This is a genomic window from Saccharospirillum sp. MSK14-1 (assembly GCF_003054965.1).
Taxonomy (GTDB): Bacteria; Pseudomonadota; Gammaproteobacteria; order Pseudomonadales; family Natronospirillaceae; genus Saccharospirillum.
Genome location: NZ_MIES01000020.1, coordinates 126613 through 141198, shown reverse-complemented (window position 1 = coordinate 141198; position 14586 = coordinate 126613). Strand labels below are relative to the sequence as shown.

The 14586-nt window shown below is 57.1% G+C and carries 16 protein-coding genes and 1 pseudogene; 13 read left to right on the top strand and 4 right to left on the bottom strand.

From position 1 onward, the window contains the following. Nucleotides 1–5 precede the first annotated feature (5 nt). The 4 genes from BGP77_RS03560 to BGP77_RS03545 all read left to right on the top strand — a co-directional run bounded on the left by BGP77_RS03560 (nt 6) and on the right by BGP77_RS03545 (nt 3620). Complete coding sequence (locus BGP77_RS03560; RefSeq protein WP_108163362.1) at nt 6–395, top strand: PH domain-containing protein; 390 nt, start codon at nt 6–8, stop codon at nt 393–395. 80 nt (nt 396–475) lie between these two features. Next, nucleotides 476–1237, top strand: a complete 762-nt coding sequence (locus BGP77_RS03555; RefSeq protein ID WP_108163361.1) for an ABC transporter substrate-binding protein — start codon at nt 476–478, stop codon at nt 1235–1237. 71 nt (nt 1238–1308) lie between these two features. Further along, nucleotides 1309–1857: an alpha/beta hydrolase gene (locus BGP77_RS03550; protein WP_108163360.1), complete on the top strand. Its 549-nt coding sequence runs from the start codon at nt 1309–1311 to the stop codon at nt 1855–1857. 155 nt (nt 1858–2012) lie between these two features. Next, nucleotides 2013–3620, top strand: coding sequence for an integrin (locus tag BGP77_RS03545; protein ID WP_108163359.1), 1608 nt, complete (start codon nt 2013–2015; stop codon nt 3618–3620). Here BGP77_RS03545 and BGP77_RS03540 read toward each other — a convergent pair. Next, complete coding sequence (locus tag BGP77_RS03540; RefSeq protein WP_108163358.1) at nt 3617–4255, bottom strand: class I SAM-dependent methyltransferase; 639 nt, start codon at nt 4253–4255, stop codon at nt 3617–3619. The genes BGP77_RS03545 and BGP77_RS03540 overlap by 4 nt on opposite strands. Before the next feature lie 143 nt (nt 4256–4398). Here BGP77_RS03540 and BGP77_RS03535 point away from each other — a divergent pair, with 143 nt between their 5' ends. Next, nucleotides 4399–5448 carry an amidohydrolase family protein gene (locus tag BGP77_RS03535; protein ID WP_108163357.1) on the top strand — a complete coding sequence of 350 codons (1050 nt, stop codon included), beginning with the start codon at nt 4399–4401 and terminating at the stop codon, nt 5446–5448. Nucleotides 5449–5481: 33 nt separating this feature from the next. Here BGP77_RS03535 and BGP77_RS03530 read toward each other — a convergent pair whose 3' ends face one another. Both BGP77_RS03530 and BGP77_RS03525 read right to left on the bottom strand, forming a co-directional pair. Beyond that, nucleotides 5482–5967: a YajQ family cyclic di-GMP-binding protein gene (locus BGP77_RS03530; protein ID WP_108163356.1), complete on the bottom strand. Its 486-nt coding sequence runs from the start codon at nt 5965–5967 to the stop codon at nt 5482–5484. Between the two features lie 64 nt (nt 5968–6031). Continuing rightward, entirely contained in the window at nt 6032–6406 is a 375-nt protein-coding gene (locus tag BGP77_RS03525; RefSeq protein ID WP_108163355.1) for a hypothetical protein, read from the bottom strand. 75 nt (nt 6407–6481) lie between these two features. Between BGP77_RS03525 and BGP77_RS03520 the strand changes: the two genes are divergently transcribed. Next, nucleotides 6482–6844 carry a DUF6164 family protein gene (locus BGP77_RS03520; RefSeq protein ID WP_108163354.1) on the top strand — a complete coding sequence of 121 codons (363 nt, stop codon included), beginning with the start codon at nt 6482–6484 and terminating at the stop codon, nt 6842–6844. Then, a complete protein-coding gene (locus BGP77_RS03515; RefSeq protein ID WP_108163353.1) occupies nt 6841–7140 on the top strand; it encodes a hypothetical protein in 300 nt (99 codons plus the stop codon). Before BGP77_RS03520 ends, BGP77_RS03515 begins: the two co-directional genes overlap by 4 nt. 47 nt (nt 7141–7187) lie before the next feature. Here BGP77_RS03515 and BGP77_RS03510 read toward each other — a convergent pair whose 3' ends face one another. Next, nucleotides 7188–8084, bottom strand: a complete 897-nt coding sequence (locus BGP77_RS03510) for a helix-turn-helix domain-containing protein (RefSeq protein ID WP_158269256.1) — start codon at nt 8082–8084, stop codon at nt 7188–7190. 141 nt (nt 8085–8225) lie between these two features. On the opposite strand from BGP77_RS03510, the gene BGP77_RS03505 reads away from it, so the two are divergent. The 6 genes and pseudogenes from BGP77_RS03505 to BGP77_RS03480 form a co-directional block, all read left to right on the top strand. Next, the gene (locus tag BGP77_RS03505) at nt 8226–9677 is read left to right on the top strand and encodes an aldehyde dehydrogenase (RefSeq protein ID WP_108163351.1); all 1452 of its coding nucleotides are present in this window, start codon (nt 8226–8228) and stop codon (nt 9675–9677) included. Between the two features lie 195 nt (nt 9678–9872). Further along, nucleotides 9873–11066: an amino acid ABC transporter substrate-binding protein gene (locus tag BGP77_RS03500; RefSeq protein ID WP_108163350.1), complete on the top strand. Its 1194-nt coding sequence runs from the start codon at nt 9873–9875 to the stop codon at nt 11064–11066. A gap of 84 nt (nt 11067–11150) precedes the next feature. Further along, nucleotides 11151–12017, top strand: coding sequence for a branched-chain amino acid ABC transporter permease (locus BGP77_RS03495; protein ID WP_108163349.1), 867 nt, complete (start codon nt 11151–11153; stop codon nt 12015–12017). Beyond that, a complete protein-coding gene (locus tag BGP77_RS03490) occupies nt 12014–12955 on the top strand; it encodes a branched-chain amino acid ABC transporter permease (RefSeq protein WP_108163348.1) in 942 nt (313 codons plus the stop codon). Before BGP77_RS03495 ends, BGP77_RS03490 begins: the two co-directional genes overlap by 4 nt. After that, the gene (locus tag BGP77_RS03485; protein WP_108163347.1) at nt 12948–13682 is read left to right on the top strand and encodes an ABC transporter ATP-binding protein; all 735 of its coding nucleotides are present in this window, start codon (nt 12948–12950) and stop codon (nt 13680–13682) included. The genes BGP77_RS03490 and BGP77_RS03485 overlap by 8 nt, the downstream gene beginning before the upstream one ends. Next, nucleotides 13675–14394: pseudogene (locus BGP77_RS03480) on the top strand (ABC transporter ATP-binding protein); the annotation flags it as partial. The gene BGP77_RS03485 and the pseudogene BGP77_RS03480, both read left to right, overlap by 8 nt. Nucleotides 14395–14586: the final 192 nt, after the last annotated feature.

Sequence of the window (14586 nt, the reverse complement as noted above, 5' to 3'; positions counted from 1 at the left end):
GACTGATGAGTTATCGTTCACGGGTGGATCTCTGGTTGGTGCTGGTGTTGGCCGGCGCTTTTATCCTCAGTTTGCTCAGCCTGGTGCCGACCTTGGGGTTCGCGTTGGCCGTGCTGCTGGAATTGTTAGTGGTGATGGTCATGGCATTGCTGTTGTGGCCGTGCGAATACCGCCTGGAGCCGGATCGATTGAGCATTCGTTCAGGGCTGCTCAACTGGCGGCTTCGCTATGAAGAAATTGTCAGTGCGCAACTCAGTTATGACCCCACCGCCGCACCGGCCTTGTCATTGCGACGCGTTAAAATTCGCACCACCGGACGCACGTTTTTAGTCTCACCGATGGATCGCGAAGGCTTTATTAACGCGTTGATGGAACGCGTCGATCAGGCCGGCTGACCTTTACAGAAGGCGGCTCTCGAAATCTCCGACTTCGTCTAGACTGGGTTTCAGATCTAGGCAGATTCCAGGGAGATGGGATGAAGCGCCTCAGGCTCGTGCTGGCTGGGTTTTTGTTGCTGGGCAGTGCAGCATTGGTTCCCGGCAGTCAGGCCGAAACAACCCCAGAACTTAATGTTATGTCGATCACTGGTATTCCCAGTGCAGAACTGGCCGGTCGCATTATGACGGCGGCTTACGCCAAGCTGGGTTGGCGCATCAACATCGTTCGCTTACCGGCTAATCGAGCGCTGGTCATGGCGATTAACGGCGAAGCCGATGCGGACATGATGCGCATCGCCGCCTTGGATGGCCGCTACCCCGAACTGGTTCAAGTGCCCTATCCGCTGTTGCGCGGTGAGTTGCGAGCGGTCACCCGGAATTCAAATCTGACCCATTGGGACCCGGTCGCGCTGGCAGATCAACGCATTGCTATTCGACGCGGTGTGGTGATTGCCGAGCGTGCGACTGCGGGCATGCAGGTCACTACCATTGCGGATGCCAAACAATTCTTGCCGATGCTGCTGCGCAATCGGGTGGACATTCTGGTGGTCTCAAACATTGAGGGCATCGATCCGTTTGAAGATGCCGATTGGTCACAGTTAAAGGTGCTTGAAAACGCAGTGGCGCCTTTTACCTTGCATCACTACTTACACCGTCGGCATGCCGATCTGGCTCAGCCGTTGGCCGATGTGCTCGCAAACATGCACGTCAGTGGTGAGACCGACGCCATTACTGCCCGGTTTCTCGAAGAGACCGACCAGGCAGATGTCTGGCAGCCCGGTTCACTCAGCGACCGTTAACTGCAGCCGTGCCTTGCATCTGCCCCAGCCAAACGGACAATAACGGTCCGACCCAACTCTGAGGCCTGACTATGACGCCACATTGCCTGATCCTTCCTGGTTACGGAGACTCCGGCCCACAGCATTGGCAAAGTCGCTGGCAGCAGGACACGCACTTTGAACGGGTTGAGCAAACCGACTGGATTCACGCTGAACGCACCGCCTGGGTGGCAGCGCTGGAGGGCGCGGTGCAGCGTAATGCCGACCGACAATTGTGGCTGGTGGCACACAGCCTGGGGTGTCTGACGGTTGCTTTTTGGGCCGCCGAGCATCCATTAACTCAGGTCCAGGGAGCCTTGCTGGTTGCGCCACCAGACCCCAATGGCGACCAGTTTCCGGCCAGCGTCCGTGGTTTTAATCCGGTGCCAGCGCAATGGCTGCCGTTTCCAAGTACGGTGGTGATGAGTACCAACGATCCCTATGCCAAGCCGGCTTTTGCCGAACAATGTGCCACCCAGTGGGGCAGTCACTTAGTGAATCTTGGCGACTGCGGACACATCAATCACGACAGTGGTTTGGATGACTGGCCAGAAGGCCGGGCGTTACTTCAGGCATTGATGGAACCGTCGCCACGCAGCTAGAGCTGCTGCACGATTCATCTTTTCTAGTCGACGTTTTGATGGCGAATCATCGGTTAATACAACGATAGCTCAAAATTACCACGTATTTTACAACGCTTAATTCAGCGCTTGCCTGAGACCATGACGGTCATTAATACAGGCACAGGATTAAGCCCATGCGATCCCCATTGTTTTTAACGCCTTCCTGGCGCTTCACATTAATGCTGTTGGTCACGGCTGCGATCGGGGGCTGTGATTCAACATCGTCGGCGATGCCGCCAGTGCAGACGACAGCGCTGGCGGACACCGATCGAATTGTGCCGCCTGCGCCGGATGTACAGACCACGGTCGGCGATGCCTTTGGCACCGCCATAGCGATCAGTGCGGATGGCAACACCTTGGCGGTTAGTGCGCCGGGCGAAGACAGCGACGCACGTGGATTCAATGGCGATGAATTCAACAACAAAGCCCTTAATTCCGGCGCGGTTTATCTGTATCACAAAGCCGATGGTCGTTGGATCCGGCAGGGATTCCTGAAAGCCAAAGACAGTCAGTTGGAAGACCGCTTCGGCAGTGGACTTAGCCTCAGCGCCGATGGTTCGGTGCTGGCCGTCGGTGCTTCCCAGACCGATGAGCTGGATGACGTCGCTGCCTATGGCAAAGGCGTCAACCAGGGCTCGGTCTATCTGTATCGACGCAAGCAGCAGCACTGGCACTTCGAAACGCAACTCAAAGCCAGCAATGCCGACAGCTTTGACGGCTTTGGATCGGTACTGACACTCAGTGCCGATGGCCGCACCCTGGCAGTGACAGCACCCGGTGAAGACAGCACTCGTGACGCCATGCCGGATGACAACACCGGCCACAACACTGGGGCGGTTTATCTGTTTGGCTGGCACCGTAACGGCTGGCAACAACAGGCATTGCTGAAAGCGCCCACCACAGAATCCATGGAAAATTTTGGACAGGCGTTGAGTCTCAGCGCGCACGGAAAGATGTTGGCAATCGGGGCCAGTCAACACGATGGGTCAGTGACGGTGGATGGAAAACCCAAACGTCTGCACAACACTGGCGTGGTGTATCTGTTTCAGCACCACCAGGGTCAGTGGCAACCCCAAAGCCAACTCACAGCGCACTACAGTGACGAGCGTGACAACTTTGGCAACGCCGTCAGCCTCAGTGCCGACGGCACGCATCTGGCGGTCAGCGCTCAAGGCGAGGCCGGATTACCTGGCGCAATTCAAGGCGGGCAAGACAACAGCGCCACCAACGCAGGCGCGGTTTATTTGTTTGATTTCATCGCCGGTCAATGGCAGCAGCAGGCCTATCTCAAAGCAGATAATGGCGAACAAAACGACGGCTTTGGCAGCCAATTGCAGTTAAGCGCCGACGGCAAATCATTGGCAGTCAGCGCACAATGGGAAGACAGCGCGGGCGGTAAACATGACAACAGCGCGCTTCAGGCGGGTGCGGTCTATGTCTTTGACCGGCGCGAAACACACTGGAAACAAACGGCCTATTTAAAAGCCAGCGCACCAATGGCTAAGGACCAGTTCGGCAATGCGCTCAGCCTGAGCGCCAACGGACGCACCCTGGTGGTTGGTGTGGCGGCTGAAGATGCAGGCTTAAATGAGAACGGCAAGGACTATCATCCGAGCATGGCGCTCGGCTCTGGCGCGGTGTATTCGTTTTCAAAATCGGCGGATCAGTGGCAGCTAAATAACTATTTCAAATCGAACATGGGCAGCGGCATCAGTCACCCGCCTATTGCGGCCAATCACTAACCGGCCGGTGGCGATCCGGTTTTGGTCGCCACCGAAAACAGCACCATGGGGGAACTGTCGGGCACCCAGTCTTGGTCCAGGTAAAAGCCGGCCGTGCGAAGGTCCTGGCGTAACGCATCCATGGTGAACACTTTCAGCACCGGCAATAAGCCCAGTTTTTGCCCGATGGGCGCCAGATAACGTATCCACGCCATCTTCTCACCGACGCAGGCCGTACTGCTGATAAATTGTCCGCCGGGTTTCAGAATGCGATGCACCTCCACCAGTGTCTCTTCCCGATTGGGCAACAAATGCAGAATGCTCATACCCATGACAACGTCGACACTGTTGTCGGCCAGGTTCAGATCAAACAAGGTGCCGCGGGTAAACTCCACGTTGTTGACGTGGGCGTCGGCCGCTTGCTGATGTGCAATGGCCAACATGCGCTCGGAGATATCGACAGCACGCAGTCGTTTAACAAAGGGGGCTTGTGTCACCGCCGTAGTGCCAGTGCCACAGCCGAATTCCACCACCTCACTGTCGGCGTTGAAGTGCTCACGCATCAGCGTCAATTTGCGTTGATAGTCGGCCTCGCTCGGTACCGGCTGTTGATAGTATTTATTCGCGATGCGGTCCCAAAAACGATGTGCTTGCATCTCAGTCATCCGTCGGCGTGAAGCGTCAGTATTGGAGAAAAAGCGGACGCTTGCCAGTGCGCTTTGGTGAGGCTTGTAAAGCCTGCCGCCAAAGCACGATCTTGGTTACACTGGGTCATCATTTCTGCCGTTGGAGAGAGGCAATGACGCTCACCTTGCGCTGGCTGGTATTAGGTCTGACCGCGGTTACCGCCAGCACCCAGGCCGCTCAATGTTTCGACCGTTCTGAACAATCGCATCGGTTTGTGGTCGACAGTCATTTGCATTTTCAGCCCTTCAGCGGCCCGTCGCTGCCACATGAAGAATTAATCGGTTATCTGGAGCGTGCCGGCATTCAATACGCCAATGTCTATGGCATCGGACAGACGCGTATTCAGGACTGGGGCTGTTTTTATGGCGGGCGTTGTGACGTCAACACCATCATGCCGACGATGAAAAATGATTTTATCAACGCCAAAAACATGGCCGATCATCCGTCGCGTAACGTCGGGCTGACCTTATCGATGACCTTTCCTGATCTGCAGCATCCGGAAACCATCGTGAATCGCATGGACATTTTAGACGCCGAATTTCCGGGTTTTTTCCAATGGATGGGTGAAGCCAATGTGGTTAAACAGGCGCTGTTTACCTGGGGGCATGAACCCGCCACCTTGGAGGACATCGACGCCTGGGCACCTTTTATGGCGCGGCTGCGTGAACGCAATATGCCATTGGCGTTGCATTCGGATTTTGGCAATGACCAGGACCCACTGAAATACCTGCCTCTGATGCAAGCGGTGCTGGAACGTTACCCCGACAACATCATTGTCTGGATGCACCTGGGCATGTCACGTGAACAACGCGATATGGAGCCGCGCCAGCACACCCGAATTCTCAGCGAGATGATGGCAACTCATCCGAATCTTTGGGTCGATATTTCCTGGAGCGTGCTCTACGACTATTACTTTTCTGAGCCAACACGCCGTCCGTTTTACGTCGATTTTCTCAACCAGCATTCGCAACGAGTACTGACCGGAACCGACATCGTCGCCTCAGAAAACACCGGTTATTCACAATACGAACGCGCGCTCGAAACCAACAGCTACATCAACCAGTTTCTGGATGACGACGCCTTTCGCAACATTGCACTGGGGCAGAATTATTTTGAATTGATGGGGCTGGAAGAGACCGCGCCGGTCATTTGCACCGATTGATGTCGGTGCCAACGACCGGACGGAAACAGCGGTTCAGTCGCGGAAATTATTGAACTGCAATGGCAGGTCAATATCGGAGTCTTTCAGCAATGCGATGGCTTGTTGCAGGTCGTCGCGCTTCTTGCCGTTTACCCGAACCTGATCACCCTGAATCGATGCCTGTACTTTCAGTTTGGCGTCTTTGATGAGCTTAACAATCTTCTTCGCCGTGGGCTGATCAATGCCTTGCTTAAAAGTCAGCGTTAGCGCAAACGTCTTACCGGAATGCACCGGCTCGTCATCGATATCAGCGCCCGCTGCGCTGACGTTGTGCTTGGTGCAGGCTTTACGAAACAGATCTTCCAGCTGACGAACCTGAAAATCGGATTCGGTTTTCAGCGTCACTTCCAGACCGTTTTGTTCAATGCTGGCTTCTACGCCGCGGAAGTCAAAGCGGGTAGCCAGTTCGCGGTTGGCGTTATCGACGGCATGACGCAGAGCGACTTCGTCGGTTTCAGATACGATGTCGAAAGTAGGCATGGGTTCTCGCTGTGAATCAGTCAGTTAGCAAGGGTGCATCATAGCACTAAAGACGTGATGCGATTTATTCAAAATTCAGTCGCGCCCGGGCGTTTTGATTACGCAGGGCGTCGTCACGGTTGGCGTACAAGACGATGGCCGCCGGCGTGATCAGCAACGCCTGACCATCGGCCAGGCCAATAAATCCCGCCTTATGCTCGGTCACAAAGCGTTCGCCCGCAGGCGCTAACCGGTGCGCGTCATCCAGCTCGACCAACGCCAGCAAACCGTTGCCCAAGGGATCATCGGGCGAAGCGGCATCCTTGTATAGCGCTACGGCGCCCTGGCTCAACACCAGCACCGGCCCACCTTTAAGGTGCACGCGCTCGGTGGGTTCACCATTAGCCAGGGGCCGGCATTCCAGTTCGGTGACAATGTCTGAGCTGCCATAAAACAACATGGGCTGGGTCCTGTCGGTCGGGGCGAGTACCATAGGCCCGCCGCCGTCCACTGACAAGCCGAACAAGAGACCGCCATGGCCAAACTGATATTCCGATTGCACAACGTCCCTGACGATGAAGCTGACGATGTGCGCCAACTGCTCGATGAGCAGGGCTTTGAAACCTATGAAACCAGCGCCGGTCGCTGGCGCATTTCCATGCCGGGCATCTGGTTGATCGACGACAGCCGCAAAGCGGAAGCGCGAGCGGTGATCGAGGCCTATCAGCAGGAACGGCAGGCGCGACTGCGTGGTGAATATAATGCAGCGCAGCAGGCTGGCGAAGTGCCTTCCATCTGGCAGCGGCTGGTGGCGAATCCGTTGGCCTCCCTGTTGATTCTGGCGGGCCTGATCGCGGTCACTCTGGTATCGACCTTGCCATTTTTCGCCTTTTTATGACGCGTTTTTGGCTGATCCTGGCCTGGGGGTTTCAGCTGGTCAGCCTGGCACTGGTGATGGCTGCCATCGCCTTGCCCCGCCTGCAACCCGCCGATGAAGGGTTCCTCTCGGGCACATTACTTTTAGCTGCCGCCATGGTGTCGGCCGTGCCCGCGCTGATCGCGGAACTCCGAAAGAACGAACTCAGTAGCAGGGTGTTTCGTTGCTTGGTGTATCCAGCCGTCGGCTGGTGGGCGTTGATGGTTCTGCTGTCTCTGGTTGTGCTCGTCCTAAACCTGTCGTTGTTTTCTGTTTGAATCGTTTCAGCACACACTGACCTCGACGCTGGTCGGCGCCGCTGTGGTTATGGCCAGGCGGCAAAGGTGGTGTCGTCGTGAAATTCCTTAGCCCGCATTTCCCGTCGCCAGGCACCGGGTGCGGCGCCGATCTGACGTTTGAAAAAGCGATTGAAATAGGCGGGGTCACGAAAACCCAAGCCGTAGGCAACTTCAGCCACCGACAACGGCGAATGCGCCAGTCGCTGGCAGGCTTCGCTGAGCAGTTTGCGTTGAATCAGCCGACTGGGTGATTGACCGGCATCGCGCTGTGTCGCTGCTTCCAGGCGACGTTCGGTAACGCCCATGCTGGCGGCGTAATCCAGCACTTTCCAGTGTTCGCGAAAGTGCAGTTCCACCAATTGCAGAAAACGTTGATAGACCACGGATCGGGTTTCGCCGGACGCCGGGTGGGGTGGCCGATCGGTATCCAGGCGGTGCAGATGAGTCAGCAAGGTGGTCAGTTGGGCTGCGACAACAGAGCGGGCGCCGATATCGCTTTGTTGAAGTTCGGCTCGAATGGTCGCGAAACAGGGCTCAATGAGCGCCCAAAATCCGGCATCTTCCGGTTGGGTGGCATGAACCGTGTCGGCCAGGACCCGGTAAGGCAGGTCGGGGTCGAGGCGACCGGTCACGGCGGGAATTAACCAGTCTTCTGAAATCGACAACAACATCCCCTGGCTGCCCGCTGCAAATCGCGCCTGCACCATCATGCCCGCCGGCAACCAGGCCAGCGCGGGCGCTTTCAGCGGCAGCTTGGCGCCTTTGAACTGCGCCAGAGCGGAGCCTGATTTCAACAGTATGCATTGGGCAAAATGCCGCCATTCCTGGCGCGGTGCGGTCCAACTTAAATCGGAACGCGGATAGGCCACATCGATGACATCGAGATGGCGTTGAATGGGCTGTGACAATGCGTCTTGGTTCATATATTGACCAATCGATATGGCATAAAGTGCAATTTTTCGTCGTAAAAGTACCATACAAAAGCGTTTTACTGTCCAACGCTTTTCTCTACCGTAAGCGCCAGAGTCGACATACAACGATAAAAATCCGTCGAGGACAGTGTCATGTACGAAGTGCCCATGTGGCTGGCTGGTAAGCCGGTCGACGCGCAGAACAATCGCAGTTACCAGGTTCGCAATCCCATATCGGGTGACGTTGTTACCACCGCGGCCGCGGCGTCGGTTGCCGATGCCCGGGCGGCCGCTGACGCCGCTGCCACTGCTTTTCCCATCTGGTCGCAAAAGACGCCAGGCGAACGCCGCACCGTGTTGTTGAAAGCCGCTGATAATCTGGCCGCGCTGGCCGACGAAGCGGGGCAACGGGTTATGGCCGAAATGGGCGGCACGGGCATGTGGGGTGGGTTCAACATCCACCTGGCGTCCTCGATGCTGCGTGAGGCGGCTGGCATGACCACTCAGATCGACGGCGCCATCATTCCGTCTGATGAAGCCGGCATGATGGCCATGGGCATGCGCCAGCCAGTGGGTGTGGTGCTGGGCATCGCGCCCTGGAACGCGCCCATTATTCTGGGTGTGCGATCGGTCGCCATGCCGTTGGCCTGTGGCAATTCGGTGGTCTTCAAAGCGTCGGAAATTTGCCCGGCAACGCACCAGCTGATTGCTCAGGCGTTGATCGAAGCGGGGTTGCCCGACGGCACGCTGAACATGGTCACCAATGCGCCCGAAGACGCGCCGGAGATTGTTAAAGCGCTGATCGAGCACCCGGCGGTACGGCGTGTGAACTTCACCGGTTCAACACGTGTGGGCCGCATCATTGCCGGATTGTGCGCCGACAACCTCAAACCCGCCTTGCTCGAACTCGGTGGTAAAGCGCCGATGGTGGTGCTCGATGACGCCGACGTCGATGCCGCTGTGAACGCGGCGGCCTTTGGTGCTTACATGAACCAGGGCCAGATCTGTATGTCGACCGAGCGCTTAATCGTCACGCCCGGTATCGCTGACAAATTGGTCACCAAACTGGCCGAAAAGGCGCGCACCATCACCGCGGGCAAGCCGGAAGCCGGGAACACCATTCTTGGCAGCGTGGTGAATGAGGCGGCGCTGGAACGACTCAATCGCCTGATTGACGATGCGGCACGTAAGGGGGCTGAGGTACTGGCCGGTGGTCGCTCGGATTCGGTGTTAATGGACGCCACCTTACTCGACCAGGTCACCTCCTCGATGCAGATATACAGCGAGGAATCCTTTGGCCCAGTGCTCTCTGTTTTGCGCGCTCAGGACGAAGAGGATGCTATCCGCCTGGCGAATGACAGCCGCTACGGCTTGTCAGCGGCGGTGTTCAGCCGCGACTTCAACCGCGCTTTGGCGGTGGCCGGGCGCATCGACAGCGGCATTTGTCACATCAACAGCCCGACGGTGCAGGATCAGGCACAGATGCCCTTCGGTGGCGTTAAAGACAGCGGTTACGGCCGCTTTGGCAGCAAAGCCGCCATCGATGAGTTTACCGAGCTGCGTTGGATCACCAATCAGATGAGCGAGCGTCACTATCCGTTCTAGGATTCGTTGAACGCGCATTTCGCACCCAAGGAATCATGAACCCCGGTCGCCTGAGCGTACCGGGCCAGGCGAAGTGCGTCCGCTTGAACGCCGATTTTCAAAACGGCAGACCCGAGTGTTTGTCGAGACAGGCCTCGCCCGACGTGGCCAACAACAAGAAGAAAACCTGCCATAACAATAAGAGAGGTAAAGGCAATGAGATTGCAATGGATGTCGAAAACGCTGGGTGTCATCACCCTGGCTGGCAGCCTGGCGCTGAGTGCCCAGGCCGAAGACCCGATCCGCATTGGAGCGGTGGCTCCGAAAACCGGCCCGCTCGCCGGTGGCGCGGCGGTCACTTACTGGCCGAACGTGCAGTTGTGGAGCACCCAGGTTAATGACGCCGGCGGCTTGCTGTTGCCCGATGGTTTGCGTCGTCCGGTCGAGATCATCGAATACGATGACCGCACCGACCCCTCCGAAACCATTCGTGCGGTACAGCGGCTGGCGAACAATGACGATGCCGATTTAATCATCCCGCCTTACGGCACCGGTATGGCCTTAGCTGCGGCGCCGATCTTTGATCGCCTCGGTTATCCGATGCTGAACGTGACCGCCATTACCGACCAGACCGATGCGCTGACCGATCGCTACGACGGTGTGTTCTTCACGCTGGGTGCCACCACGCCGATCGCTCAGGGCATCGCCAAACTGGCCGCCGATATGAAAGCCGACGGTGAACTGGGCAACCGGTTGGCCTTGGTCAACGTGGCCGATGCCTTTGGTATTGAGCTGGCGAAAGCCGCGAAAACGGTCTTCGAAGACGAAGGTTTTAACATCGTCTACGAAACCTCTTACCCGCCGACCATTCAGGATGTTTCGCCGATCATCAATTCGGCCATGGACGCCGAGCCGGACTTGTTCGTCGCCTTTTCCTATCCGCCGGACACCTTCGCGCTGACCGAGCAAGCACAGGTCGCCGGTTTGGATGAGCAGGTGGATCTGTTCTACACCGCCGTGGCTAACGCTTTCCCGGCCTACCGCAACCGCTTCGGCGACAGCATCAACGGTGTATACGGCGTTGGTGGGGTGAACCCGGTAAATCCTGATTTTGTGGCCTACCGCGAAGCCCACATTGAGGTGACTGGTCAGGAGCCGGACTACTGGGCCAGTGCGGTGATGTACGCCTCCTTGCAGGTCATGCAGCAAGCTGTCGCAGAGGTCGGTCTGGATCACGATGCCATTATCGATTACGTCAAGAACAACACCTTTGACACCGTGATGGGCGACTGGGATTTCGTCGACCAGCAGATCGAAAACTACTGGACGGTGGGTCAATGGCAGGGCGGCCAGTTCTATGGTCTGGGCTCCACCCAGGGCATGGATGGTGAAGCTGAGCCAATCGACTGACAGTAACTGCGGGCGAAGTCAGCCATGGCATCGCCCGCGTTTCGGTTCGTCGTTCTTCAGGTCGTTCTTTGGGTAAGTGTTGTCATGCAAATTCTGATTACCGGGATACTGCTCGGTGGCGTGTACGCCATCATCGCAGTGGGGCTGTCGTTGCAATACGGTGTGGCCCGCATCATGAATCTCGCCCTGGGTGAAATGCTGGTGGCCGGCGCTTTTGCCGCTTTCTGGTTTGCCACCGCTCAGGCGCTGAATCCGTATTGGGCTTTGTTGGTGGTCGTCCCCGGCGGCTTTATAGCCAACTGGCTGATCTATCAATTCCTGTTGCGACCCTTGGTCCGTCGCGCCAAAAACCGGGGCCAGCTGGAGGTGGATTCCATTCTCGCGACCTTTGGTTTGAGCTTCACGCTGGTCGGTATTTTTTTGTGGATTTTCGGCGGCCAGTTTTTTAATTACAGCTTTTTATCGGTGCCGGTTGAACTCTTCGATTCGCGTTACGGCCAGAACCGAGTACTGGCCTTTGCAATGGCGGTATTGATTTGCGGTGCCTTGTGGATCTGGCTAAACCACACGCGCTCCGGTCTGGCATTGCGAGCGATTTCGGTTGACCCGAAAGCCGCCAGTCTGGTCGCCATCGATGTCGAAAAAACCTCGGCCTTTGCCTTTGCCCTGGGCGGCGCCGTTGCCGCAACCGGCGGTCTGGTGCTGAGCACCTTTTTAACCTTTGACGCCTCCATCGGTATCGTCTTCACGCTGAAGGCGCTGATCATCGTCATCATGGGCGGTGTCGGCGATATTCGCGGCGCAGTGGTGGCCGCTTTGGTGTTGGGCATTACCGAAACCCTGGTTGCCCGACTGATCGATCCGGGGCTGACGCTCGCGGCAGCTTACGTGCTCTTTTTATTGATTCTGCTGTTCCGTCCGCAGGGTTTGTTCGGGAGGTCTCAGTCATGAATCAAAGCACGCTGCGCTGGCTGTTGGTGCTGGCGGTTTATGGTGTCCTCGCCTGGGTGCCGGCGCTGCCCGATGCCGGTGGTTGGTTGTCGTTGATCGTACCGATGACCATGTACATTGCCTTGGCAACTTCCTGGGCGTTGTTCTCCGGTCCGACGCATTACATCTCACTGGCCACGGCCGCTTTTTACGGCGTGGGTACCTACATTCTGGCGATGGGCATCGAAGCCGTGCCTTACCCGTTGTTGCTGTTAATAGCCGCGTTAGCCGGTGCGGTATTAGCCGCTCTGGTGGGCTGGGCAACGTTGCGATTGTCGGGTGTGTATTTCGTGATTTTCACGCTGGGTCTGGCCGAATTGATTCGCCAGGTGGTGACCTGGCTGCAAAACAATTTCGGCGGGTCACGCGGTAAGTATGTGTTTACCGACATCACCGAAGCCCACATTTACTGGCAGTTATTGGCGCTCACGCTCATCGTGTTTTTTGTCGGCTGGTTGATTCAGCGGTCGCGACTGGGATTCGCCATTCGCATCATCGGTGGCGATGAAACGGTGGCAAAGCATTCGGGCATTCATGTGGCCGGTGCCAAGATCGCGTTGTTTATGGTGTCCGGTGCGGTGGCTGCGGTGGTAGGGGCCATTCTGGCGCCGCGTTTCGTCTACATCGAACCGGCCATGGCGTTTAATCCGCAGCTGTCTTTTATGGTGGCCATTATGGCGTTGCTGGGCGGCTTACATCGGTTATGGGGGCCGCTTATGGGCGCCATTCCCTTTGCACTGGTGTGGGAATTCATTGCGGCAAATTTCCCCGAACAAACCACCTTGTTAATGGGCCTCGCCTTTTTGGCGGTGGTGTTTTACATCCCCAATGGCATTGCCGGTGTGATGGAAAGCTGGCACCGCAAACTGCGCGCCAATCAGGAGGTGGATCATGGATAAACGCATCGCTCTGGAAGTGCGGCAGGCCACCAAAAAATTCGGTGGGTTAATTGCGGTCAACGACGTCAGCTTTGAGGTGCACGAACAAGAAGTGGTCGGCCTGATCGGCCCCAACGGTTCGGGTAAAACCACCATGATGAACTTGATCAGTGGCGCGCTGCCGGTCACCGGCGGTTACGTCATGATGGGTGACACCCTGCTCAGTGAATTACCGCCGCGAAAAATTGCCCGCGCCGGGGTCGCGCGCACTTTCCAGTTAGTGCGGGTGATTCCTGCGATGACCGTTTTGGAGAACGTTATGGCTGGCGCGACCTTCGGTCATAAACGGCTTTGGGGGCAGGCGTTGCGGGTTTATTCTCAGCGCCAGCTGGAGCGTGTTGGCTTGGCTGACGCGGCCGAACAACCGATGAGCAACCTCACCTACATTGATCAGAAACGTGTCGAGTTGGCGCGCGCTTTGGCGGCCAATCCGACCGTAATTTTACTGGATGAATGGCTGGCGGGTTTGAACCCAACCGAGCTGCAAACCGGTATTGAACTCATCCGGTCGCTGCGTGATGAAGGTCGCACCATTATTTTGGTGGAGCATGTCATGGACGCCATTCGCAGCCTGTGCGATCGCTGCGTGGTCATGAGCAGCGGCGTCAAAATTGCCGAAGGCTCGCCCGCCCAGGTGTTGTCCGATCCTCAGGTGATCGAAGCCTATTTGGGAGAAGATTATGAATAACTCAACCCAGGGGCTCGTGGTGCAGAACGTCAGTGTTGCCTACGGCAAACACCAGGCGCTGGACAACGTATCGATCGAAGTCGAACCCGGCGAGATCGTCGTCATTCTGGGCGCCAATGGTGCGGGTAAGTCGTCATTGCTTAGCACCATTGCCGGGCTGGTGGAACGGCAAAGCGGTTCCGTCAGCATCGGCGGTGTGGCGACCTCCGGTTTCCGGGCGCATCAGGTGGTGTCGTCTGGCCTGGCCTTGGTGCCGGAAGGTCGCGGTATCTTTGGCGATCTGAGTGTGGAAGAAAACCTGACACTGGGCGCTCATGCGGCTCACGCCCGTGTGCGTGAAAGCGAACAACGCGACCTGGTCTATCAGTTGTTTCCCAAGCTGATTGAACGTCGCCAGCAAATTGCCCGCACTATGAGCGGTGGTGAACAACAGATGGTGGCCATCGGCCGGGCGCTGATGTCGGCGCCGGACATTTTAATGCTCGACGAACCCTCGCTGGGTCTATCGCCATTGCTCGCCAGCGAGGTGTTTAAGACGCTGAAAAAAGTTCGTGAAACCGGACTGGGTATTTTGCTGGTCGAACAAAATGCGAAGCAAAGTCTGGGCATTGCCGACCGAGGTTACCTGCTCGAAACCGGGCGCATTACCGCCGAAGACAGCGCGCAAAATCTGCTGAGTGATCCCGCTGTGCGTCAAGCCTATTTAGGCGGTTCGGCCAGTGCCGAGGTGCCAAAAACCGAGCAACCGGTCGCCGCTAAACTCAGTGCCCCGGCCGTTGAAAATACCCGCCAGCGATTAGCAGGACTGGATCGACAAACGCCGCAAAGTGCCGATCAGCTGGCCGGCGTTAATCTGGCTGACTGGGTCCGCAATGCCGAACTGAAACAGCGTGAAAGTTGGCTC